19 protein-coding genes are annotated in these 22,200 nt (G+C 72.5%); 7 read left to right on the forward strand and 12 right to left on the reverse strand.

What is annotated here, in order from left to right; all coding sequences use genetic code 11:
- Positions 1 to 60: 60 nt before the first annotated feature.
- The 4 genes from TU31_RS32370 to TU31_RS32385 are packed head-to-tail and all read right to left on the reverse strand — an operon-like array spanning position 61 to position 5,240.
- The gene (locus tag TU31_RS32370; protein ID WP_042161235.1) at positions 61 to 993 is read right to left on the reverse strand and encodes a S66 peptidase family protein; all 933 of its coding nucleotides are present in this window, start codon (positions 991 to 993) and stop codon (positions 61 to 63) included.
- Positions 990 to 3,005 (reverse strand): prolyl oligopeptidase family serine peptidase, encoded by a 2,016-nt coding sequence (locus tag TU31_RS32375; protein WP_042161237.1) that lies wholly within the window; start codon positions 3,003 to 3,005, stop codon positions 990 to 992. Before TU31_RS32375 ends, TU31_RS32370 begins: the two co-directional genes overlap by 4 nt.
- 44 nt (positions 3,006 to 3,049) lie before the next feature.
- The gene (locus TU31_RS32380) at positions 3,050 to 4,414 is read right to left on the reverse strand and encodes a M20/M25/M40 family metallo-hydrolase (protein WP_042161239.1); all 1,365 of its coding nucleotides are present in this window, start codon (positions 4,412 to 4,414) and stop codon (positions 3,050 to 3,052) included.
- Complete coding sequence (locus TU31_RS32385; RefSeq protein WP_042161240.1) at positions 4,407 to 5,240, reverse strand: M55 family metallopeptidase; 834 nt, start codon at positions 5,238 to 5,240, stop codon at positions 4,407 to 4,409. The genes TU31_RS32380 and TU31_RS32385 overlap by 8 nt, the downstream gene beginning before the upstream one ends.
- 460 nt (positions 5,241 to 5,700) lie before the next feature.
- On the opposite strand from TU31_RS32385, the gene TU31_RS32390 reads away from it, so the two are divergent.
- Complete coding sequence (locus tag TU31_RS32390) at positions 5,701 to 6,504, forward strand: PucR family transcriptional regulator (RefSeq protein WP_245698935.1); 804 nt, start codon at positions 5,701 to 5,703, stop codon at positions 6,502 to 6,504.
- Between the two features lie 241 nt (positions 6,505 to 6,745).
- Entirely contained in the window at positions 6,746 to 7,621 is an 876-nt protein-coding gene (locus TU31_RS32395) for a serine hydrolase (RefSeq protein WP_042161243.1), read from the forward strand.
- 81 nt (positions 7,622 to 7,702) lie between these two features.
- Here the strand turns inward: TU31_RS32395 and TU31_RS32400 are convergent, their stop codons facing one another.
- On the reverse strand, positions 7,703 to 8,791 hold the full coding sequence (locus tag TU31_RS32400) for a hypothetical protein (RefSeq protein WP_158894814.1): 1,089 nt from the start codon (positions 8,789 to 8,791) through the stop codon (positions 7,703 to 7,705).
- Between the two features lie 242 nt (positions 8,792 to 9,033).
- Between TU31_RS32400 and TU31_RS32405 the strand changes: the two genes are divergently transcribed.
- Positions 9,034 to 9,969, forward strand: a complete 936-nt coding sequence (locus TU31_RS32405; RefSeq protein WP_181018715.1) for a class I SAM-dependent methyltransferase — start codon at positions 9,034 to 9,036, stop codon at positions 9,967 to 9,969.
- Here the strand turns inward: TU31_RS32405 and TU31_RS32410 are convergent.
- The 3 genes from TU31_RS32410 to TU31_RS32420 form a co-directional block, all read right to left on the reverse strand.
- Positions 9,960 to 10,901 carry an alpha/beta fold hydrolase gene (locus TU31_RS32410; protein ID WP_042161247.1) on the reverse strand — a complete coding sequence of 314 codons (942 nt, stop codon included), beginning with the start codon at positions 10,899 to 10,901 and terminating at the stop codon, positions 9,960 to 9,962. The two genes, TU31_RS32405 and TU31_RS32410, sit on opposite strands and share 10 nt — an antisense overlap.
- A 134-nt stretch (positions 10,902 to 11,035) precedes the next feature.
- The gene (locus TU31_RS32415) at positions 11,036 to 13,696 is read right to left on the reverse strand and encodes an MFS transporter (protein ID WP_042161249.1); all 2,661 of its coding nucleotides are present in this window, start codon (positions 13,694 to 13,696) and stop codon (positions 11,036 to 11,038) included.
- A gap of 252 nt (positions 13,697 to 13,948) precedes the next feature.
- The gene (locus TU31_RS32420; RefSeq protein WP_042161250.1) at positions 13,949 to 14,392 is read right to left on the reverse strand and encodes an SRPBCC family protein; all 444 of its coding nucleotides are present in this window, start codon (positions 14,390 to 14,392) and stop codon (positions 13,949 to 13,951) included.
- Between the two features lie 157 nt (positions 14,393 to 14,549).
- Here TU31_RS32420 and TU31_RS32425 point away from each other — a divergent pair, with 157 nt between their 5' ends.
- The gene (locus tag TU31_RS32425; RefSeq protein WP_042161252.1) at positions 14,550 to 15,596 is read left to right on the forward strand and encodes an Rv2578c family radical SAM protein; all 1,047 of its coding nucleotides are present in this window, start codon (positions 14,550 to 14,552) and stop codon (positions 15,594 to 15,596) included.
- Positions 15,597 to 15,610: 14 nt separating this feature from the next.
- On the opposite strand, the gene TU31_RS32430 is transcribed toward TU31_RS32425, so the two are convergent.
- Both TU31_RS32430 and TU31_RS32435 read right to left on the reverse strand, forming a co-directional pair.
- On the reverse strand, positions 15,611 to 15,970 hold the full coding sequence (locus TU31_RS32430; protein WP_042161254.1) for a MerR family transcriptional regulator: 360 nt from the start codon (positions 15,968 to 15,970) through the stop codon (positions 15,611 to 15,613).
- A 95-nt stretch (positions 15,971 to 16,065) separates the two neighbouring features.
- On the reverse strand, positions 16,066 to 16,869 hold the full coding sequence (locus TU31_RS32435; RefSeq protein ID WP_042161256.1) for an SDR family NAD(P)-dependent oxidoreductase: 804 nt from the start codon (positions 16,867 to 16,869) through the stop codon (positions 16,066 to 16,068).
- A gap of 180 nt (positions 16,870 to 17,049) precedes the next feature.
- On the opposite strand from TU31_RS32435, the gene TU31_RS32440 reads away from it, so the two are divergent.
- Positions 17,050 to 17,598 carry a GNAT family N-acetyltransferase gene (locus tag TU31_RS32440; protein WP_042161258.1) on the forward strand — a complete coding sequence of 183 codons (549 nt, stop codon included), beginning with the start codon at positions 17,050 to 17,052 and terminating at the stop codon, positions 17,596 to 17,598.
- Here the strand turns inward: TU31_RS32440 and TU31_RS32445 are convergent.
- Both TU31_RS32445 and TU31_RS32450 read right to left on the reverse strand, forming a co-directional pair.
- Positions 17,595 to 18,059: a VOC family protein gene (locus TU31_RS32445; protein ID WP_042161260.1), complete on the reverse strand. Its 465-nt coding sequence runs from the start codon at positions 18,057 to 18,059 to the stop codon at positions 17,595 to 17,597. The two genes, TU31_RS32440 and TU31_RS32445, sit on opposite strands and share 4 nt — an antisense overlap.
- A 116-nt stretch (positions 18,060 to 18,175) precedes the next feature.
- Positions 18,176 to 18,862: a HEAT repeat domain-containing protein gene (locus TU31_RS32450; RefSeq protein ID WP_042161262.1), complete on the reverse strand. Its 687-nt coding sequence runs from the start codon at positions 18,860 to 18,862 to the stop codon at positions 18,176 to 18,178.
- A 386-nt stretch (positions 18,863 to 19,248) separates the two neighbouring features.
- Here TU31_RS32450 and TU31_RS32455 point away from each other — a divergent pair, with 386 nt between their 5' ends.
- Positions 19,249 to 21,069, forward strand: coding sequence for a 3-hydroxyacyl-CoA dehydrogenase family protein (locus TU31_RS32455; RefSeq protein ID WP_042161264.1), 1,821 nt, complete (start codon positions 19,249 to 19,251; stop codon positions 21,067 to 21,069).
- Positions 21,070 to 21,208: 139 nt separating this feature from the next.
- Positions 21,209 to 22,009, forward strand: a complete 801-nt coding sequence (locus tag TU31_RS32460) for a TetR family transcriptional regulator (RefSeq protein WP_181018716.1) — start codon at positions 21,209 to 21,211, stop codon at positions 22,007 to 22,009.
- The last annotated feature ends 191 nt before the right edge of the window (positions 22,010 to 22,200 follow it).

The raw sequence follows: 22,200 nt of genomic DNA on the forward strand, positions 1-22,200 counted from the left end.
GGCGACCCCATGAGGCCCTGGACGGTGGAGGGGTGAGCGGCCATCAAACCGGTGGTGCGCTCACGCCGTTGCCGGCACCTCGAAGGTCAGCGTGCCGGCCGTCGCGTCCAGCTCGGCGGGGACGCCCAGCGGCACGGTCAGTGCGGAATCGCCGTGTCCGAAGCCGAACTCCTCGACCACCGGCACCCCGAGCCCGGCCAGCCGGTCCACCAGCACCTCCCGCACCTGCTCGTAGGGCCCGCAGCGGGCCCAGGAGCCGAGGACGACTCCGGCGACCCCCTCCAGCCAGCCGGCCCGCAGGAGTTGGGTGAGCGCCCGGTCGATGCGGTACGGCGGTTCCCCGACGTCCTCCAGTAGGAGCAGCCCGCCCGCCGCGCCCTGCCGGGCCCGCGGGGTGCCCAGCTCGGCGGCGAGCAGGGCCAGACAGCCGCCGAGGGTGACCCCGCGGGCCCGGCCCGGCACCAGCGGCCGGGCGGACGGCGGGGCCAGGGTGCGGACGGTCTCCGGCGCGAACAGCGTGCGCCGCAGATGTTCCCGGGTGGCGTCGTCCTTGAGGAAGACCTCACCCGCGACGGCCGGTCCGTGCAGCGTGGACACCCCGGCACGCACCGCGAACGCCTCGTGCAGCACCGTCACATCGCTGAAGCCGATCAGCGGTTTGGGGGCCGCGGCACGGAGCGCGTCCCAGTCCAGCAGGTCGACCATCCGCTGGGCGCCGTAGCCACCGCGCGCCGCGAACACCGCCTTCACGGACGGATCGCACCACGCGTCCTGGAGATCGCGGGCCCGCTCCCCGTCGGACGCGGCGAGATGGCCCAGCGTGGGGTGGGTGCCGCGGGCATGGGGCGCGGCGACCGGGTCGAGATCCCAGCCGCGGAGCACATCCAGTCCGCGGTCCAGCCGCTCCGCCACGAGCGGGCCGCTGGGCGCCACCACCGCCACCCGGTCGCCGGACCGCAGCCGCGGGGGCCTGACCGGCCCCGGCCCCGTCATCCGCGCAGCTCCAGCGTCGGGACATCGCCGCGGGTGATGCCGAAGGTCTGGAGGTAGAGGGAGAGTTCGGCCTCCACGGCGCGCACGATGGTCTCCGCACGGCGGAAGCCGTGGCCCTCGCCGGGGAACGACAGATAGGCGTGCCGTATGCCGCGCCCGGCGACCGCCGCGAGGAACCGGTCGCACTGCGTGGGCGGGCAGATCACATCGTCCAGGCCCTGGAGCAGCAGGAACGGCGCGGTGATCCGGTCCGCGCGGTGCAGCGGCGAGCGTTCGCGATAGCGGTCGGGCACCTCGGCGAGCGGTCCGACCAGCGAGTCCAGATACCGCGATTCAAAGTCATGGGTCTCGCCGGTGGCCCAGCCGGTCAGGTCCAGGATCGGATAGCTGATGGTGCCGCAGGCGTAGAGGTCGGTGGCGGTCAGGGAGGCGGCGGCGGTCCAGCCGCCGGCGCTGCCGCCGCGGATGGCGAGCCGGGCGCGGTCGGCGGTGCCCTCATCGGCCAGTGCGCGGGCGACGGCGGCACAGTCCTCGACGTCCACCACTCCCCACTGGCCGCGCAACCGCTCGCGGTACTCCCGGCCATAGCCCGTCGAGCCGCCGTAATTGACCTCGGCGACGCCGATGCCCCGGGTGGTGAAGTAGGCGATCTCCAGGTCGAGGACCAGCGGTGCCCGGCCGGTGGGGCCGCCGTGCGCCCACACCACGAAGGGCGGCAGCTCCCCGTCGGGGGCGCGGTGGTCGGGGTTGTGCGGCGGGTAGATGTGGGCGTGGATGTCCCGTCCGCCGGGGCCGGTGAAGGTGCGGCTCAGCGGCCGGGGATAGTAGGCCGGGTCCAGGACATCGGCGTGCCGGCAGGCCAGTACCCGGGCGCGTCCGGTGCAGGTGTCCAGCTCGACGATCTCGTACGAGCTGTGCGGGCCGGCGGCGATGCCGACGACGCGGCTGCCGTGCACGGCGAGGCTGGGCGCCCATTCGGTCCACGGCCCCGCGGCATCGACCAGTTCTCCGCTCACCGGGTCGAGGATGCCCAGGGAGGTGGCGCCCCGGCCGTGGATCACCGCGAGGGTGCCGTTGTCCAGGGGCAGGAACCAGCGCTGGCCGACGGTCCACAGCGGCCCGCCGAACTCCTCCTGCCGGGACGGGCACAGACCGCGGCTCGTCGCGTCGCCGTCGGGGTCGAGGCGCTGGAGCTCCCACCAGCCGCTGACGTCCGAGACGAACAGCAGTGAGCCGTCGGCCGCCCACTCGATCTGGGCGACGGACTCACCGGCCGCACCGCCGTGCGGCGCGTCCGCGCCGAGGTCGCCGGCGAGCGGCCGGATGTCCTCGAACTCGCCCTTCCCGGTGACCCTGGCGACCATCGCCAGGGTGCCCTCCCAGGGCATACGGGGATGGTCCCAGGCGAGCCAGGCCACCTTCCGCCCGTCCGGGGAGAGCCGCGGACCGGTCACGAAGCGATGTTGACCGTCGCTCAACTCTCTTACGGACGAGCGGTGTTCGGCGGCGGAGCCATCGAGCGGCACGGCCGCGATCACCCGGCGCACATCGGTCGGCCGGTCGCCCGTGAACTCCTCCAGGACGCACCAGACCTCACCGAGCTCGGGGCGCAGCACCGGATCGGCCCAGCGCAGCCCGTCACCGGTGCCGGAGTGCGGGGTGAGCGGGCGCGGGGCCTGGTCACTGTCCGGTGCGTAGGCGTACAGCCGCTGGTCGGCGAAGTTGCTGAAGACGACCAGCGGCCCGCGCTCGGTGACGGCACCGGCCCAGGGCTGACCGCCGTACTCCAGCACCCGGCTGCGGACGTTCCAGGGCGCGGGAAGCACCGACTCCTCGGTGCCGTCCGGCCGCCGGCGGACCAGCGCCCGCCGGCCGCCCTCGCCGGGCCGCGGCTCCGTCCACCACACCTCGTCGCCGACCACCCCGACAAAGGCCGGCCGGCCGTCGTGCGCGGCGACCATCCGGGCATCTATCGGGGACGTCCAGCCGCCGTACGGAGCCGTGGTCACCATGCTGTCGTTCCTCTCCACCACCGGTCGGGCAACGCGTCGGCCGGTCAGACCGCGCGCAGGAAATGATCGAGCACCCGGACCCCGAAATGCAGCCCCTCGACCGGCACACATTCGTCCACACCGTGGAAGAGCGCCTGGTAGTCGAAGCCCTCGGGCAGCTTCAGCGGGGAGAAGCCATAGCCGGTGATGCCCAGCCGGGAGAACTGCTTGGCGTCGGTTCCGCCGGACATGCAGTACGGCACGACCTGGCCGTCCGGGTCGAAGCGCTCGATCGCGGCCCGCATCGCGGCGAACGTCGGGGAGTCGACCGGGGCCTCCAGCGCGATCTCGCGATGGTGGTACTCCCAGCTCACCTCGGGGCCCGTGAGCTCATCCATGGTCGTACGGAACTCCGCCTCGCCGCCGGGGACCACCCGGCCGTCGATATGGGCGACGGCGGTCCCCGGAATCACATTGACCTTGTAACCGGCCGCCAGCATCGTCGGATTGGCGCTGTTGCGCACCGTCGGCTCGACCAGCCTGGCGGCCGTGCCGAGCCTGCTCAGCAGCGCATCGACGTCGAAGTCCGGCGCGTCGACATCGGTGTCGACGCCGTACAGCGCGGCGAGTTCACGGAGCGCGGCCCGCACCGTCGGGGTGAGCCGGACCGGCCAGTCGTGCGCGCCGATCCGGGCCACGGCCGCGGCGAGCCGGCTGACGGCGTTGTCGCGGTTGACCTTCGAGCCGTGCCCGGCCCGCCCCCGGGCGGTCAGCTTCAGCCAGGCCGTCCCGCGCTCCCCCGCCGCGACCGGGTACAACTGCCTCCCGTTGCCGGCGTGGAAGGTGAAGGCCCCGGACTCGCTGATGCCTTCGGTGCAACCCTCGAAGAGCTCTGGGTGCCGGTCGGCCAGGAAGCCGGAGCCGTCCTCGGCGCTGGCCTCTTCGTCGGCCGTGAAGGCGAGCACGATGTCCCGCCGCGGCCGCACCCCGCTGCGGGCCCACTGGCGGACCGTGGCGAGCACCATCGCGTCCATGTTCTTCATGTCGATGGCGCCGCGGCCCCAGACCACACCGTCGCGGATCTCCCCGGAGAAGGGGTGCACAGTCCACTCAGCGGGCTCGGCGGGCACCACGTCGAGATGGCCGTGCACCAACAGGGCATCGGCGGAGGGGTCGGTGCCCTCGATGCGGGCGACCACGTTCGTACGGCCCTTGCTGCGCTCCAGCAGCGTGGGCGCCAGTCCGGCCCCGGTCAGCCGCTCGGCGACGTACTCGGCGGCCGGGCGCTCCTGACAGGCGCCGTCACCGGCGTTGCTGGTGTCGATCCGGATCAGCTCGGAGGTGAACCGCACCACCTCGTCGAGCGCCTGCCGGTCCACGCCGGGGACCTGCCCGGCCCCGGGCTGCCCGGCGAACTCCACCTCAGCCATATTGCTCCTCCACGGCGGACGACACGACGGTGGTCACCGCCTTGAAGCACCGGATGGCCTCGTACATGTTCTGGCTGGTGTACGCGATGCGGCGCTCCCCGCATCGTTCCACGCCCGGCACGCAGGTGGCCGCGCCCACCAGGTGTTCGGCGTCGAATTCCAGCTCGAAGCGGAACGGCCCGCGCCGGGACGGTTCATGACGCACCGCCAGGGCTGCTCCCTTGTGAGCGGCGGCCCGGATCTCGGCCGCGGTACGGGCCGGCGGCCGGCAGACCGCTGCATAGCGCGACACATAGTCCTTGACCGCCACACCGGGCGCCTGCGGGGCGTAGCCGAGGGCGTCCTGGCAGGTGCGGTCGTCGCCGGTGACCAGCACCACGGGGACCCCGTACTCGGCCACCACCAGGGAGTTCAGATAGCCCTCGCTCGCGCGGGTGCCGTCGACCCAGACGCCGGTGAGGGTGTTGGCGAGGTAGGTGTGCGCGAGGACGCCTTCGGTGCCCGCGCCGGTGTGGTAGCCGACGAAGGCGATCCCGTCGACGTCTCCGTGCTGCACCCCCTCGACCATGCTGAGCGATTTGTGCCGCCCGGTGAGCATCTGCGCGCGCTCGTCGAGCTGTTCCAGCAGCAGATTGCGCATCGTCCAGTGGGCCTCGTTGACCAGCACCTCATCGGCCCCGCCGTCGAAGAATCCGGCGATCGCCGCGTTCACGTCGGACGTGAACATATGGCGGCAGCGCTCCCACTGGGGTGTTCCCGGCAGCACATCGGCCGGCCAGGTCACGCCCGTGGCGCCCTCCATGTCCGCGGAGATGAGGATCTTCACTTGCACCAGTCCCGTCGCAGCTAGGGGGCGGTACGCACGACACCCGACGTCGCCCGGATCCACAGTTTCGGCGATCCCGGACGGCTTGCCCAGCCTAACCAGGGCCTTCGGTCTGACGCCCCGTCCAGCACCTTCCAGGACGGCCCTGTTGTGGCCAACCGCACGTTTTCTTCATCTCAGCACCACGATTCCTTCCAAGCGGAAGCTGGGGGTACGCTCGTCTCCCACCGCATCTCGCACAGTTTCTGTCGCAAAGCGGAAGGACTTCCGACGGAATCCGTAAGGACTTCTGAACGAGTTCTGTCAGCTGCCGACGGCACATGCCAGGTGAGGTACAACAGGCCGGACCAGCTTCCCACGCAAGGAAACAGAGGCAAGAATGGTGAGCGAGGCACTCAATGGCGTCCGTTTACCGCACTGCGGTGACACGCGAGCCGACAGCGAAGGCCAACTCGCGATCTTGACCGAACTGATCGCGCAGGCCCTTTGCGATCGCAACCCGAGCTTCAAGGAAGTCATCGAACGGGGCGGTCACCAGCAGGTGGCCCGGCTGATCGAGGACGTGTTGCGGTCCGGCCGTCCGCTGCCCGAGAAGGTGCGCGCGGTCATGCTGCGCACCGACACCGACATCCATCTGGTGGCGTCCGCGCTGGGCGACTGCCTCGTCAGCGCACCGGACGAACCGCCGGGTCTGCTGATCCCCGCGTCGCTGGCCGACGGCAAGAGCGGCCGGGCCAGGCTGAAGGGCGTCCTGCGCCATCGCGCCGCGGTGGTCGGCCATGCGGTGCCGCCTGCGGAGGCCGCCTCCTCGGTACGCGCCGCGACCCGGCTGCTGGACCTGGCGTCCGCGCACGACGGACCGGAGGCCGGAGTGGTGTTCGTCGACGACCACCTCTCCTCGCTCGTCCTCCTCCAGGACGAGTCGCTGGCCCACACCCTGATCGCCCGCCGTCTGCGCCCGCTCGCGGGGCTCACGCCGGAGCGGTGCGAGCGCCTGGAGGCCACCCTGCTCGCCTGGCTCGGCGGCATGGGCGCTCCGGAGGTGGCCAAGGCACTCAGCATCCACCCCCAGACGGTCCGCTACCGGATGCGCCAGCTGGAGAAGCTGTTCGGCGCCCGCCTCCGGGACCCACGGACCCGCTTCGAGATCGAGATGGCCCTCCGCAGCCGCCAGCTGATGGCCGCCACCCGCCGGCGCCGGGCGGCCGCCACCCGCCGACCGCGCGCCGCCCCCAGCCCCCGCAAGGCCCTGCCACGCCGCTAGCGGCATGCCCGGATTCGCCCGTGATTTTGGCGAATCTCACACTCCAGCCCACCCCCCAAATACGGACAAACTACCCATCTCGCCCGGGGTGCCCCCACCCCCGCCACGTATCGTCGCCGTGACCCATGAAGCGGGACACCGGCCGGCCGCACGGCCGCGGTGACCCGGCAGCGCCGGTCGCACGAGGCCGGCCGCCCGACGGCGCAGCCTCCGATACACAGCGGGACAGGACACCACCTCCATGCACGGATCACGCATATCGACCTGCGCGCGCCGCGGGCTGGCCGCGGTCGTGGCTGCCGGATCGCTGCTCACGGTGCTCACCACGGCGACCCCGGCCGCGGCCGGCTCCGCCAGCACGCCGGTGGGCGGCTCCGAGGTCGTGTGCACCTCCAAGCAGCCGGGCCTGGCGCCCGTGCTGTCCCAGGACATCGCCGACGCCCTCCACGGGCGGGAGGGCGCCTCGGCGCTGGCCATCTACGACCGGCGCACCCGGACCCACTGCGAGTTCAAGGCCGGCGCCCACTTCGACTCGGCGAGTGTGGTGAAGGTCACGGTACTCGCGGCCCTGCTGCGGCAGGCCGAGGAGGCGCACCGCAAGCTGACCCCGCACGAGGTGCGGCTGACCACCGCCATGATCACCAAGTCGGACAACGACGCGACCACCGCGCTCTGGCGCCGGGTCCGCCCGGCCGGCGTCCAGCACTTCCTGTCCCTGGCCGGTATGCGGCACACCGTCCCCGGCCCGCACGGTGCCTGGGGTCTCACCCAGATCACCGCCGGTGACCAGCTCAAGCTGATGGAGCTGCTCACCACGGACAACCGGGTGCTCACCGCCGCCTCCCGCGGCTACGCCCTCGACCTGATGCACCGGGTCGTCCCCGACCAGCGCTGGGGTGTCCCCGCGGGCGCCCCCGGCGGCGCCTCCGTGCACGTCAAGAACGGCTGGCTGCCGCGCAAGACCGACGGCTGGCGGGTGAACAGCGTCGGCACCTTCAACGGCGGCGGGAACGACTACGGCATGGCCGTCCTCTCCACCGGCAGCCACACCATGGACGACGGCGTGGCCACCGTCGAGCGCGCCGCCCGGGTCATCCACCGCGATCTGACGCACTGACCTCCGGCCCGGCGGCGTCGGGCGGGTGCCCGCGTAGGCGGCCGGCGCACACCTGCCCGCGGCGGCGGACGACGCGCTGTGTCATCTCCCGCTCGGGAAGATCCGCTTCCCCGGCAGCGCCAGATGCCCGCAGCCGCGGCGCTCGGCCTGGTCCCGGGCGAACGCGACCAGCAGCGGCCGCAGTTCACGCGCCGGGACACCGCGGACGCCCTGGCCCGAGTAGCTGCTCGCTTCGTAGTGGGCGGGCTCGCCATCGCAGCGGGCGGCGGCGGTGCCGAAGTGTTCGCTCATCACCTGGCCGTCGTCCGGGAAGCCGCGCGGCAGACGGACGTTGGCGCCGACCAGGGTGTCGAAGGACTTGTCGGTCCAGTCCCCGTACCAGCCGGTGAAGTCGGCAGCCGTCACCCCGCTCGTACCGTCCACGAGTGCGCAGTGGGTGATCGCCGCATGCGGGTCGGAGCGCGGGACGACCCGCCAGGGCTTGCCCGTAGGGTTCTCGGGGAGCCGGACACGGGCCAGCCAGCCGCAGCCGGCACCGCCCTTCGCCGGCGGTACCGGCGTCGGATGCAGCACCGCCCGCTGGGGATAGGGCAGCTTCGGTGCGCCGCAACCAGCCTTCTCCGCGGCGCCGTTGGCGAGCGCGACCGCGATCCGCAGGGTGGCGGGCGTGCCGTGCTTCTCGTCCCACTTGCCGATCACCCGGGTGACCAGCCGCCGTTTGCGGCCGAGGGAGTCCCGCCGCAGATCGGGGCACTCCTGGACGACGTAGTGCCCCAGTTCGCCCTGGAAGCCCGGGATTCCCGCGGGGAAGACGAACCGCGGCGTGGTCGGGATGGTGAATTCGCCGTTGAGCCGGCGCGCCACCTCGTCGGGGTCGGACTCGACCTCCACCGCCAGCGCGAAATGGTCGTCCGGTGTGTCCACACCGCAGGTCATCCGCCCGTGGGCGAGATCCACGTCTTCCTTGCCGGCCCGCAGCTGCTTGGTGGGGAGGACCTCCGCCAGGTCGTCCGCCGAAAGCAGCCCCGCGCAGAGGTGCGACGCGTACCACCACGGCTGCCACAGCGGTTTCGCGGCGTATCCCCCGCCCGCGAGCACCACCAGGACCACCACGAGGACGGCCACCGCCCGTCCGCCCGGCATCCGCCGCCGCCATCCCCCTGCTGCCATGCCCCCCCATCCCCCTTGGTTCCGCCGCGGATTCCCCGGGGAACCCGCGGCGGAAAACACTACGCACCGCCCGTGCAGGGGCCGTTGGCGGGGCGGACGGGGCGTCGGCGGGGCGCCCCGGCCGCATCCGGCCGCGTTCGGCCGCATCCGCCGTCCGACGTGGCGGTACGACTTTGCACTCCCCCGGGTGACCGGCACCCCGAACGGCCCCATACGGGACGGGACCGGGATATCAACGCCGCATGAGCGAGACCGTGCAGCCGCTGGTCCGGCAGGCATACCCGCCGCCCGCTCACCACCCCACACCGCACTCCGGGAGGAACTCGGTGCCAGGCCGCGTCAAGGCAGACCTCGAAGGCGTTCCCGAAACGGCGTTGTGGACGCTCCATCACCGCGCCGCCGAGTCCGCCCGCCCGGACACGGTGCTGCCCGATCCACGCGCCGTACAGCTCGTCACCGAGATCGAATTCCCCTTCCAGGAGCGGCTGGGCGCCGCCCGTCCCTGGCTGGCGCAGGCCCTCGCCCTGCGGGCCCTCGGATTCGACGGCGTGGTGCGCGCGTTTCTCGCCGACCGTCCGGACGGCACCGTGGTCGCTCTCGGCGAGGGCCTGGAGACCCAGTTCTGGCGGGTGGACAACGGCCGGGCCCAGTGGGTCACCGTCGACCTGGACGCCCCGTTGGCACTGCGGCGGCGCCTGCTGCCCCACGGGGAGCGGCAGCGCCTGGTGGCCTGCGACGCCCGCGACAGCCAATGGATGGCGGGCATCGATCCCTCGCGCGGCGTCCTGGTGACCGCTCAGGGGCTGCTGATGTATCTCCAGCCCGACCAGGTGACCCGGCTCATCGCCGCCTGCGCCGGTGCGTTCCCCGGCGGCACGATGGTGTTCGACACCGTCTCGCGGCGGTTCAGCGCCCGCACCCGCGCCCGTGCGAAGGGGCCGGGCGGCCATCGGCTGCCCCCGATGCCCTGGGGCATGGACGCGGCCGACCGGGACCAGCTGCGCCAGGCCCATCCGGCCATCAGCGAGGTGTCCGAGGTGCCGTTCCCCGTGGGTCGCGGCTTCCTGGGCCATCTCGCTCCGCGCGCCGCGTCCGTACCCCTGCTCCGCACCGACCGCCCGCTCATCACCCGGCTGCGTTTCGGGGCGGCCCCCGCCTCCCTTACGGGTCAGCCCTGACGGTGCTCGTGCACCCCGTCGAGAAAGGCGCGCACCCGTTCCGCGAGCCGCTCCGGGTACTCCCCGTTGATCGCGTGGGACGCCTCCGGCCAGACCTCCACGGTGCTGTCGCGCAGGGTGCGGGCGCGGGCCGCGGCCTTCCCGGCGTCATGCACGATGCTCTTCCCGGCGATCAGTGCGAGCACGGGGACATCGATCGAGCGCAACGCGTCCGCGCCGGGCAGGGCGGGCGCCGGGAAGCTGACCTTGAAGTCCCGCATACCGGAGGCGATCAGCCGGCCCTCGATGTGCTCCGAGGCGTTGTCGATCCCTCCGGAGATCCAGCCCAGCAGCCGGTTGCGCAGCCCCTCCGGCATCCCGGGGAGGACACTGCCCAGCGAGACCACGATCATCTTCCAGCTCAGCGGCGCGAAGGTGTTCGCCGGATCCAGCACGATCACCGACGCGATCCGCTCCGGACGGTGCAGCGCGACCTGCACCGCCAGCCAGCCCCCGATCGACACCCCCAGCACATGCGCCCGGGGCAGTGCGAGCCGGGCGAGCATCTCGTCGATCCAGGCCGCCTGATCGGCACCGGACGTCATCGGCGCCGACTGCACGCTACAGCCCGGCTCCCCGAGCCCGTCGACGGCGTAAACGGGACGTCCGCTCCCCATCAGCCCCGGCAGATTCGTCCGCCACAACGGGGTGCATGACTGCCGCCCCGGCATCAGGACGAGCGGCAGGCCGTCCCCCGAGCCGAACCGGTACACCCGCACCGTCCCGTACGAGGTGTCCACGGTCCGCTGCTCATCGGGCTCGGGCAGGCCGTCCATCGCCTCCCGGTACACCGCCGCGAACCGCTCGAACGCCGCCGGGTCACGGAACGCACCGATGCGCCGCCGGGCCCATTCGGGTCCGATGCGGGGCTCCGGAAAGCTGATCTCCGTCATACGGCCATCCCATCACGGCCGCGCCTGCCGCCGGGCCGCCGGGGGGGGCGACACCCGACCCCCATCTCCCTTGGCGGCAGGCATATATGACGAGGCATCAGATACGCCCTTCGGGCCGACCGTCGCCGTCCCGATCAGTCCTCGTGCCCCAGCTGGAGGTCGCGTTCGGTGCGGCCGCCACCGGCCACCTGGAGGACGGTGGCCACCGGCGGGTATCCGGCGGCAATGACGGTGTACTCACCGGCTGACAGATCCACGAAGCGGAACAGCCCGTCGGGCCCGGTGGTCGCGGTATCGACGACATTCCCGGCGGCGTCCAGCAGGGTGACCCTGGCGTCCTCGACGGGGCGCCCGCCGCCGGCCCGTACGGTCCCGCGCAGCACCGCACCACCGGCGAGCTCGATGTCCTGGCGGGTCTCCCGGGATGCCTGGACGGTCACCGGCAGCGCGGCGGGCCGGAACGCCGGGGCGCTGGAGGCCAGGGTGTACTCACCGGCCACCAGCTCCCCGATGACATAGCCGCCTTCGCGCCCGCTGCGGGTGGTGGCGACGACCTCGCCGCGTACATCCGTGAGGGTGACCATGGCATCGCGTACGGGGGTGCCGTCGGCGGTGGTGACGGTGCCCGCGAGCCGCCCCGCGCCACCGAGCACGACATCCAGCTCGACCGGCCGCTCGCCGACGGTGACGGTCACCGCCTGCGGCTGATGGCCACCCGCCGCCGCGATCAGCACATAGGAGCCGGCGCCCGGTGTGCTCAGCGCATACCGTCCGTCCTCTCCGGTGGCACCGCGGCCGATCTGCCGGCCGGCGACATCGATGAGCGTCAGCGCCGCGCGCGGCACGATGCTGCCGTCGTGGTGCTGGACGGTGCCGCAGACCGGGAGGCCGGCCATGGCGGTGGCGTGTCCGTTGGCGGCGTGTCCGTTGGCGGTGTAGCTGTGCGCGCGGGCATAAGAGGCACCGGAATCACGGGAGTTGACGGCGGCGGGGTCCGGGGCGGTACGCGCCTGCGGTACGGCGGCGGGGTCGGCCGGGGCGCCGTACGAGACCTGCGGGGACGGAGTGGCCTGCGGAGCATGAGGGGCGTGGGACACCAGGGGTTTCTCTTTCAGGAAGAAGGCGAGCACAAGGCCCAGGACGAGCACCGGCACGAGGTAGACGAAGATCCTTGGCATGGCGTCCGCGTACGCGGCGAGCGAGCTGTCGCGCAGCGAGGCGGGCAGCGCACGGACCAGTTGCGGGGTGATCGACTCCGGACCGGGCAGCTGCACCGACGCCGGCCGGTCGTCGAGCCGGCGGGCCAGCCGGTCGGCGAGCAGGGTGCCGAAGAGCGCCACGCCGGCGCTGCCGCCGATCCGCCGGAAGCAGTGGTGGGCGCCGGTCGCGGTGCCGAGGCCGGTGGCGCGTACGGCGTTCCGGGCGGCGAGCACCAGCACCGGCAGGACGCAGCCGATACCGAGGCCGAGCAGGCCCGTCCAGAGGCTGAAGTCGTCCCACGCGGTGTTCTGCGGCATCCGCGACAGCAGCCACATCCCCACCGCGGCCAACGCGCACCCCAGGACCGGGAAGACCCTGTAGTGGCCGGTGCGGCTGATGAGTTGGCCGGAGACGAGGGAGGCGATCACGATGCCGCCCGTCAGTGGCAGCATCAGCAGCCCGGACTCGGTCGCCGTGGCGCCGTCGACCATCTGAAGGAAGGTCGGCAGACAGCTGGCGGCGCCGAAGAGCGCGATGCCGACGGCGGCGCCGATCAGACCCGTGACAGGGAAGACCGCGCCGCGGAACAGCCGCAACCGGAGCAGCGGTTCGGCGGCGAAGTACTCGACCGCCAGGAACAGCAGGGCGGTGCCGAGCGCACCGGCGCCGAGGCCGAGGACGACCCGCGAGCCCCAGGCGTAGGTGGTACCGCCCCAACTGGCCAGCAGGAACAGGAAGGTGGAGAACGCGGCGAGCAGCAGCGCCCCGGCGATGTCCGGCCGGCCGCGCCGCGCGGGCCGGGGCAGCTTCCGCACACAGGCGATGACCAGGAACGTCAGCGCGCCGAACGGGACATTGAGGTAGAAGCACCAGCGCCAGGAGGCATGGTCGGTGCAGAAGCCGCCGATGAGCGGCCCGGCGGCGGAGGCCAGACCGTAGGCGGCACCGATCAGGCCCATGAAGCGGCCGCGGGCCCGTGGCGGTACGACATCGGCGACGATCGCCTGGACGCCGATGATCAGTCCGCCGCCGGCCACGCCCTGGACGGCCCGGAAGGCGATCAGTTCGTCCATGGTCCGTGACCAGCCGGCCAGCGCCGAGCCGGCCATGAAGACGAGGAGGGCGAAGAGGAAGACGGGCTTCCGGCCGAAGCGGTCGCCGAGCTTGCCGTGGAGCGGCAGTCCGATGGCCGAGGCGAGCAGGTAGGCGGTCATCACCCAGGGCATCGCGCCCGGACCGTGCAGCTCACCGACGATCTTCGGGAGCGCGGTGGCGACGACTGTCTGGGCGAGGGCCGCGAGCAGCAGCGCCGGCATCAGGCCGGCGAAGACCAGAAGGCTGCGGCGGGGGCTGACCGGCACCGGCGCACCGGGACCGGGCTCCGCGGGCCCGGCGCTCGCGGCGGGAACCGGAGCCGAAGCCGGGCTCGGAACCGGTGCCGACTTCGGAGCGGGAGCCGGAGTTGGATGCGAAGCCGGAGCCGGGCCCGTATTCGGGGCCATATGCGGAGCCGGCTCCGGTGCCGGTCCCGCTGCCGCACCGGAAACGGGCGGATCGGTTCGCTCGACCCGCTCACCCAGGGTGGTCCCGCCCACGTGCTGCTCCCCTCGTCACGCCTGTTGCCGCCCAAGTTCTCGCATTGGGCGACAACACGGTTCAAGCGCGGCAAAGGGGTGCGGGCGGGGCGGGACCGGACGTCAAGTACGTTGCCCGGGACGCCTATTGGGCTCCCATCAGGGCTTTCCGTACCGAAGCGCTCCGGCGGGCCGCACACTTCGATTCACCGGAAACCACCCGAACCAGTGAGTGTGACGGCATGCATGCCGGGTGACGGAAGTGACTGCCGCTCACTTCTCCACGTGGGCCGCGAGGTTGGCCAGCAGGGCGTCGTAGATCCGGCCGAGCCCCTTGGGGGCGAAGGTCCGCTCGAAGAAGCCGCCGATGCCGCCGGCGCCCTGCCAGGTGGTGGTGACGACGACCTTGGCACGCCGCTCACCAGCCGGGGTGACGACCCAGGTGGTCACCATCGAGGAGTTGCGGTCCTTCTCCACGAGCTGGCCGTCGGTCGGCTCGTCGACCTCCAGCAGGCAGTCGCGCACCCGCTTGCTCGTGGCCTGGAGCTTCCAGTGGACGAGGGTGCCCTTGCCGTCGCCGCCCTCGCGGACCTCGTACTCGCTGAAGTGCTCGGGCAGCAGCTGCCGGCGCGTGCCGTTGTAGTCGGCGAGCGCGTCGAACACGTCCTCCGGGTCCGCCGCGATCTCGCGCTGCGTGATGGCCTCGACCTGCCCCATGTGTGTCTTCCTCCAGTACTCGGCTGCCGGTCCTGCGATGCGCCGCCAAGCCAACCACCCCGCGGCGACGCGCCCAAATTCAGGGCCGTCGAGCCGCAAGGGAACATGTGTTCTATTATGGCGAACGGGGGCTCGGCAGGATCCAGAAGGAGGCCCGATGCGCTGGGACAATCTCGGCGAAAGCCCGTCCGCGCTGTTCGGCACGGATGTCGTCAGCCGGACGATCGACAGCCCCGACTTCCGCGGCATCACCTTCCACGAGGTGCGCGCCCGCTCGATCGTGAACCGTGTCCCGGGCGCCTCCCGGATGCCGTTCGAATGGACCGTGAACCCCTACCGCGGCTGTAGCCACGCCTGCGTCTACTGCTTCGCCCGCAAGACGCACAGCTACCTCGACCTGGACACCGGGCAGGGCTTCGACTCGCAGATCGTGGTGAAGGTCAACGCCCCCGAACTGCTGCGCCGCGAGCTGGCCGGGCGCCGCTGGCGCGGTGACCACATAGCGATGGGCACCAACGTCGACTGCTATCAGCGCGCCGAGGGCCGCTACCGCCTGATGCCCGGCATCATCGAGGCGCTGCGCGATCACGCCAACCCGTTCTCGATCCTCACCAAGGGCACGCTCATCCTGCGCGATCTGCCGCTGCTTCAGCAGGCCGCCGAGGTCACCGACGTCGGCATCTCGGTCTCGGTCGGCTTCCTGGACCGCGAGCTGTGGCGCACGGTCGAGCCCGGTACCCCCGCCCCGGACCGCCGGCTGGACGTGGTGCGCACGCTCACCGCGCACGGCATCCCCTGCGGTGTGCTGATGGCGCCGGTGATCCCGTTCCTCGGGGACGCACCGGACCAGCTGCGGGCCACGGTCCGGGCCATCGCGGAGGCCGGCGCCGGGTCCGTCACCCCGCTGGTGCTGCATCTGCGGCCCGGCGCCCGTGAGTGGTTCATGGCGTGGCTGGGGGAGCACCACCCGCATCTGGTGCGGCGTTACACCACGATGTACGCGGACGGCGCCTACGCCCCCAAGTGGTACCAGCGCCGGATCACCCGCCAGGTCCATGAACTCGCCGCGGAGTACGGCATCGGGCCCGCCCGGCCCGGCGAGGCCCGCCGGATCCCGCCGCCGGACGCCGCTCCCGAACCAGCCGGCAGCCCCGGCGACGAGGCCCACCGCCCCGCGGAACCCACCCAGTTGACCCTGATATGACCCTGACGCAGCCCTCAGACGGGGGTGACCGGCACCGACTCCAGGGCCCGCGCCAGCCGGTCGCGGACCGCGGTCTGGGCGGCGATCCGCTCCTCGATGACGGCGAGCCGTGCGCGGGCGATGCGCAGCCCCTCGGGTGAGGGCGCTGCGGTGGTCATATCGCCGTCCAGGCAGGGCGAGAAGCAGTGGACATCGGCGAGCGTGAGCCCGGCCGCCAGGAGGTGGAGGATATTGCGGACCCGTACGGCCGCGCGCTCGTCGTAGACGCGATAGCCGTTCGCCATCCGCTCCGAGGCGATCAGCCCCTCGCGCTCGTAGTTGCGCAGCGCCCGCGGCGACGCCCCCGTGATCTGCGCCAGCTCCCCGATCCGCACCGGCTCACCTCCCCGTCCGGCACCGTTTCTACCAGGACGGTGCCGGGCGGCCCGGCCCCGCCCCGGTCCCACCTCACCCGTCAGCCGGCCACCGCTCAGCCGACCACCGCTCCCCCGTCGACCGGGAGGACCACCCCGGTCACGAACGACGCCTCCGGCGCGGCGAGCCGGGTGACGGCCCAGGCCACCTCTTCCGGACTGCCCACCCGCCCCAGAGGCGTGTGCGCGATCTGCCACTCCCGTAGGGCCTCCCGCTGCTCCGGCGACCATCCCTGATGCCGGGCGATCGGGGTCTCGATCGCACCGGGCGCGACCGCCACGACCCGTACGCCGCGCGGTGCCAGCTCCACCGCCCAACTACGGGTGAGGAGTTCGAGGCCGGTCTTCGTCGCGGCGTAGACCGCATTGCCCGGCCAGCCCCGCTGACCGACCGAGGTGCTGATGTTGACCACCACCCCGCCGGCCCGCTCCAGCTGAGGAACGGCCGCCTGGGTCAGCAGTACCGGCGCGACGAGGTTCGTCGCCAGCAGCGGCCCCATCCCCTCCTTGGTGAAGCTGCCGAGCGCCCCGCTGCCCACCACCGCGGCATTGTTGACCAGCACATCCAGCCGGCCGAAGGTCTCGACCGCGTGCCGGACGAGCTCCTCGGGCACCCCGTCCGCCGTGATGTCGGCGACGTACGGCACGATCTCGCCGCACCCGGGGCCGGCCCCCGCCGCCGTCTCCGCCAGCGGCCCGGGCCGGCGCCCCACCACCAGCACCCGCGCCCCTTCCGCCGCGAAGGCGTGGGCGGTGGCCCGCCCGATGCCGGTCCCCGCGCCGGTGACGATCACCACCCTGCGGTGCGTTCCGGACCTGTACGTTGCGGACCTGTGCGTCCCGGCGTTTACCTGTTCCATACCGCGAGTCTCGAACCCTGACCCCTGGGACAAGGTCAAGCGTCTCCCTGGCCTCCCGTCCGCGGAATTCCCCTTGAGAGCCCCCTGGGGCCAGGCCCTAACCTCTCCGGCATGGACCGGACCGAGAGGACTTCCGAACGCGCCCCCACCCAGCCACTACCCCCCGTACGGATACGGGAGATGACCGAAGCCGATATCGAAGCGGTCTCCGCGGTGCGGGTCCACGGCTGGCAGACGGCCTACCGCGGGCTGATGCCCCAGGCGTATCTGGACGCGATGAGCGTGACGGCGGATGCCGAGCGGCGGCGCTCATGGTTCGCACGCAGGTCGCCGGAGGTCTCGGACCTGGTGGCCGAGCGGAACGGCGAGGTCGTCGGCTGGGCGTGCGTCGGCCCGGCCCGCGACCCCGATATCGCCCCAGGACCCGCGGAGTTGCCCGCCCCCCGGCCGACCGCGGGCGAACTGCTCGCCCTCTACGTCGCCCCCACCCTGATCGGCACCGGCATCGGCCGCACCCTGCTGACCGCCGGCACCACCCGCGCACGGGCCCACGGCTTCCACACGCTGTACCTGTGGGTCGTACGCGGCAACACCCGCGCCCAGCGCTTCTACGAACGGGCCGGTTTCACCCCGGACGGCGCCGAGGAGACCCACGAGGTGGGCGGCAGCAGCGTCCCGGAACTGCGCTATCGACGGTCGCTGGTCTTGGGGGGCAGTGCGCCGCCCTAGTGCACGCAGAACTCGTTGCCCTCCGGGTCCGTCATGATCACCCACTCGCCGCCCGGTTCCTGGATGTGGCTCTCCACCCGGGCGCCGAGGGCGCGGAGGCGTTCGACCTCGGTGTCCCGTTCGCCCGTGGGGCCGTGCAGGTCGATGTGCAGGCGGTTCTTGGCCGTCTTCTGCTCCTGGCGCGGGACGCGGTTGAAGAGCAGCCGGCGTCCCAGGCCCGTGCCGCTCTCCGCGTCGTACGGGTCGTCGGGGTGGCGTACGGCCGCCGCGTCCCGCCAGGCGCGTCGGTCGTGGTGGTCGAGGAGGATCTCGGGCGGGATGGCGCCGAGGTCGAGGAGCTTGGCGATGAGGGTGCTGTGGTCCTCGACCTCGTAGTGGAGGGCGGCCGCCCAGAAGTCGGCCTGGGCGTGCGGGTCGTGGGCGTCGACGACGAGCTTCCAGTGCAGGGGGGTTGCGGTCATGGTCACCACTTATAGACCCCGGCACTGACAATCGGGGGCCGGCGCGGCTCGGCGTCCTTGTGTCGCGGGGCGGGCCGACGGGCTCACCCGGCGCCCGCCTGTGCCCCACCCGCCACCTACGTTCCGTCCGCCGAGGCCCCCTCCACCTCGCCCCCGCCCGAGGGTGCGCCCTCCGACGCCGCCCGCTCCCCCGTCGGCGCTTCCTCATGCACCCCCAGCCGCGCCAGGGACGCCGCCGCGGCGGCCGCCAGGCGGGGGTGGGTGACGGCGGCGGTGAGGGCGGGGACGGCACGGCGGTCGCCTAGGGCGCCGAGGCCCTCTACGCAGGCGAGTGCCACCCGCCAGTAGGGGGTGTGCGGGGTCAGCAGTCGCTCCAGGGTCGCGATCAGCGCGGGGACGGACTGCGGGGCGCGGAGTTCGGCGAGTAGCCGGACCGGGTGCAGGGCGTACGCGGTGCGCAGCGGGTTGGTGGCGAGCGCGGCCGCGGCGCGGGCGGTGCGGGGGTCGCCGAGCCGGCCCAGCGCATGCGCGGCGGTGGCGCAGCGCACCGGTTCGCGGTAGTTCAGTAACAGCACGAGCGTCTCGAAGGCCCGCTTGTCACCGGCGCAGCCGAGGACGAAGGCGGCGATCTCCCGGGCCCACAGCGGACGTTCGACGGCGACCAGCATCCGGGCCAGTTCCTCCCGCCCGGCCGGGGTGTTCTTGCGGGCCAGCCCGAGCAACCGCTCGTAGGCGACCAGATCCTGTGGGGAGCGGAGTTCGGCCCGCACCCGGTCGGTCAACTCGTGGAATTCCTCTTCCATTTGCCGTTCCCCTCCCGCCGGGCCGCCCCGGTTCCCGCGACGTGGCCTGTGCCACAGCCTAGTGACCCCTGCTACCCCTGGCGCTCTGGTTACTCACCGGTTAACCTGCTGGAACGAGCAGCACCACTGCTCGGGCGGCCTGGTGACGCAGCCGCCACAGAGTGAAGTCGGTTCGGCACAGCACGACACAGTACGGAGCACACGGCAAGGCCCCGGGACAGGGCTCTCGCCGCGTCTCCCGCACCGCCGGCGCTGCCATGGCGCTGCGGCTCCTCGCGGCTCTCCGCCGCTGTTCCGCCGCGGCGATCGCAGGCCCCGCGTCCGCGGATACCCCTCAGTCGTCACTTCTCCCCTGCCCTCAGGGGAACACCCTCAGGAGTCTCGCGATGGGCCCTCAGTCCACCCCTGATCTCTCAACTCAAGCCTCTTCGCCGTCCCTTTCCACCGTCGCCGTCGTCGGTCTGGGCACCATGGGCACCGGTATCGCCGAGGTGCTGACCCGGGCCGGCCGCGAGGTCATCGGTATCGACACCGACGAAACCGCGGCCCGCCGCGCCGTCTCCGCCCTCGAAGCCGCGACCGCCCGCGCCGTGCAGCGCGAGCGGCTCACGGAGCGCGAGCGCCAGGACGCCCTGGCCCGGTTCCGTACCTTTACCGATCTCCAGGCCGCCGCGGACGCCGATCTCGTCATCGAGGTGGTCCCCGAGGACTACGAGCTCAAGCGGCAGGTCTTCGCCGAGCTGGACGCGGTGGTCCGGCCGGACACCATCCTGGCCACCGGCACCAACGCACTGTCCGTGACCCGGCTGGCCGCGGATTCGCAGCGCCCCGAGCGGGTGCTCGGTGTGCACTTCTTCAACCCGGCGCCGGCCATGAAGCTGGTCGAGGTGGTCTCCTCGGTGCTCACCGCGCCGACCGCGGTCACGGCCGTCACGGAGCTCGCCCACGACCTGGGCAAGGACCCGATCGCGGTGGGTGACCGCCCCGGCTTCGTCGCGGACGGCCTGCTGTTCGGCTATCTGAACCAGGCCGCGGCGATGTACGAGTCCAGGTACGCCACCCGCGAGGACATCGACGCCGCCATGAAGCTCGGCTGCGGTCTGCCCATGGGCCCGCTGGCGCTGCTCGACCTGATCGGGGTGGACACCGCCCGTACGGTCCTGGAGGCGATGTACGCCGAGTCCCAGGACCGGCTGCACGCCCCCGCGCCGATCCTGGGCCAGCTGGCCGAGGCGGGGCTGACCGGCCGCAAGGCGGGCCGCGGCTTCTACACGTACGACGCGCCGGGCAGCGCGACGATCGTGCCGGACGCGGAGAGCCCGGCGGCCGCCGACGAGCTGGCCGGCGGGCGTACGGTCTCCGGCGTCGGCGTGGCCGGTTCCGGGACGATGGCGAGCGGTATCGCCGAGGTCTTCGCCAAGGCGGGCTACAAGGTCGTGCTGGCGGCCCGCAGCCTGGAGAAGGCCGAGAAGGCGAAGGCCCGGATCGCCAAGTCGCTGGGCCGCTCGGTGGACAAGGGCCGGATGACCGCCGAGGCCCGGGACGCCGCGCTGGCGGCGGTCACCCCGGCCGGGTCGCTCGACGCCTTCGCCGACGTGGACCTCGCGGTCGAGGCGGTGGCCGAGGATCTGGCGGTCAAGCAGGAGCTGTTCAGGACGCTGGACAAGGTCTGCAAGCCGGGCGCCGTCCTGGCCACCACCACCTCGTCGCTGCCGGTCGTGGCCTGCGCCCGCGCCACCTCGCGCCCGCAGGACGTCATCGGGATGCACTTCTTCAACCCGGCGCCCGCCATGAAGCTGGTCGAGGTGGTCCGTACGGTCCTGACGGCCGACGATGTCCACGCCACCGTGCGGGCGGTCTGCGCCAAGGTCCGCAAGCACCCCGTGGACTGCGGCGACCGGGCCGGATTCATCGTGAACGCGCTGCTGTTCCCGTACTTGAACAACGCGATCAAGATGGTCGAGGAGCACTACGCGAGCCTGGACGACATCGACGCGGCCATGAAGCTCGGCGGCGGCTACCCGATGGGCCCGTTCGAACTCCTCGACGTGGTCGGCCTGGACGTGTCCCTGGCCATCGAGAAGGTGCTGCACGCCGAGTTCCGCGACCCGGGGCTGGCCCCGTCGCCGCTGCTGGAGCACCTCGTCGCCGCCGGCTGCCTCGGCCGCAAGACCGGCCGCGGCTTCCGTGAGTACGCCCGGCGCTGACGCGTGGCGGCGCCCCCGCCCGGCGGGGGGAGGAGGGTGGGGTGGACTGCTGGAACCCGACGGCGGTCCACCCCCGCTCACCGGGGCGGAGGTGGCACCTCATGCCGCAGGTCGCGTAAATATGCAGTACCGTCCCCACATGTCCCAGCCCGCTCGTACGCAGCACTCCGACCCCGACGCCGCCACCCCCGGTACCCGCCGAGCGGCCGCGCAACGGCTCAAAATGCGCCGTGAATTGTCGGCTGCGGCGATGGAGCTGTTCGCGACCAAGGGCTATGAGGCGACGACGGTCGATGAGATCGCGGCCGCTGCGGGCGTCGCCCGGCGCACCTTCTTCCGCCACTTCCGCTCCAAGGAAGAGGCGATCTTCCCCGACCACGACGACACCCTCGTCCGCGCGGAGGCCGTCCTGGACGCCGCTCCGCCGCACGAGAACCCGCTCGACACGGTCTGCCGCGGCATCAAGGAGGTCATGCGGATGTACGCGGCCTCCCCGGCCGTTTCGGTGGCCCGCTACCGCCTGACCCGTGAGGTCCCCACGCTGCGCGAGGCCGAGATCGCCTCGGTGGCCCGCTACGAGCGGCTGTTCACCCGCTATCTGCTGGGCCACTTCGACGAGGGCGCCCACCGCGAGGGCGACGACGATCCGCTGCTCGCCGAGGTCGCGGCCTCCGCCGTGGTCACCGCGCACAACCATGTGCTGCGGCGCTGGCTGCGGGCCGACGCGCAGGGCGATGTCGAGGCCCAGCTCGACCATGCCTTCGAGATCGTCCGGGAGACCTTCGGCGCCGGTATCGGCGCGGGCCGACCCGGCGGCGAGGAGGCCCCGCCGGCGTCCGTCTCCCGGGAGGGCGAGGTGCTGGTCGCGGTGGCCCGTACGGACGCCCCGCTGGACGAGGTCATGCGCACCATCCGCAAGGCCATCAAAGAGCGGAAGTAACGGCCTTCCGCCCGGAGCGGGACCCGAGCGCGGCCCGGCGCCCATGAGCGGACCGGGCCGCGACCCGGATGGCGTAACCCCCAGGCCGCTCACACTCCGCACATTTTTCTTCTCTTTGCGTCACCTCCAGGCTTCCCATCGGCCCTCTTTTGCTCATGCGTGCCGACGAGATGACATCTGAGAGAAATTCT

It is taken from the genome of Streptomyces lydicamycinicus (assembly GCF_000829715.2).
In the GTDB taxonomy this organism is placed as follows: Bacteria; Actinomycetota; Actinomycetes; order Streptomycetales; family Streptomycetaceae; genus Streptomyces; species Streptomyces lydicamycinicus.

Excerpts from the sequence above, each read along its gene's own strand:
- TU31_RS32370 (WP_042161235.1), bottom strand. The coding sequence starts at position 993 with ATGACGGGGCCGGGGCCGGTCAGGCCCCCGCGGCTGCGGTCCGGCGAC.
- TU31_RS32375 (WP_042161237.1), bottom strand. The coding sequence starts at position 3,005 with ATGGTGACCACGGCTCCGTACGGCGGCTGGACGTCCCCGATAGATGCC.
- TU31_RS32380 (WP_042161239.1), bottom strand. The coding sequence starts at position 4,414 with ATGGCTGAGGTGGAGTTCGCCGGGCAGCCCGGGGCCGGGCAGGTCCCC.
- TU31_RS32395 (WP_042161243.1), top strand. The coding sequence starts at position 6,746 with ATGCACGGATCACGCATATCGACCTGCGCGCGCCGCGGGCTGGCCGCG.
- TU31_RS32400 (WP_158894814.1), bottom strand. The coding sequence starts at position 8,791 with ATGGCAGCAGGGGGATGGCGGCGGCGGATGCCGGGCGGACGGGCGGTG.
- TU31_RS32405 (WP_181018715.1), top strand. The coding sequence starts at position 9,034 with ATGAGCGAGACCGTGCAGCCGCTGGTCCGGCAGGCATACCCGCCGCCC.
- TU31_RS32410 (WP_042161247.1), bottom strand. The coding sequence starts at position 10,901 with ATGACGGAGATCAGCTTTCCGGAGCCCCGCATCGGACCCGAATGGGCC.
- TU31_RS32420 (WP_042161250.1), bottom strand. The coding sequence starts at position 14,392 with ATGGGGCAGGTCGAGGCCATCACGCAGCGCGAGATCGCGGCGGACCCG.
- TU31_RS32425 (WP_042161252.1), top strand. The coding sequence starts at position 14,550 with ATGCGCTGGGACAATCTCGGCGAAAGCCCGTCCGCGCTGTTCGGCACG.
- TU31_RS32435 (WP_042161256.1), bottom strand. The coding sequence starts at position 16,869 with ATGGAACAGGTAAACGCCGGGACGCACAGGTCCGCAACGTACAGGTCC.
- TU31_RS32440 (WP_042161258.1), top strand. The coding sequence starts at position 17,050 with ATGACCGAAGCCGATATCGAAGCGGTCTCCGCGGTGCGGGTCCACGGC.
- TU31_RS32445 (WP_042161260.1), bottom strand. The coding sequence starts at position 18,059 with ATGACCGCAACCCCCCTGCACTGGAAGCTCGTCGTCGACGCCCACGAC.
- TU31_RS32450 (WP_042161262.1), bottom strand. The coding sequence starts at position 18,862 with ATGGAAGAGGAATTCCACGAGTTGACCGACCGGGTGCGGGCCGAACTC.
- TU31_RS32455 (WP_042161264.1), top strand. The coding sequence starts at position 19,249 with ATGGGCCCTCAGTCCACCCCTGATCTCTCAACTCAAGCCTCTTCGCCG.
- TU31_RS32460 (WP_181018716.1), top strand. The coding sequence starts at position 21,209 with ATGTCCCAGCCCGCTCGTACGCAGCACTCCGACCCCGACGCCGCCACC.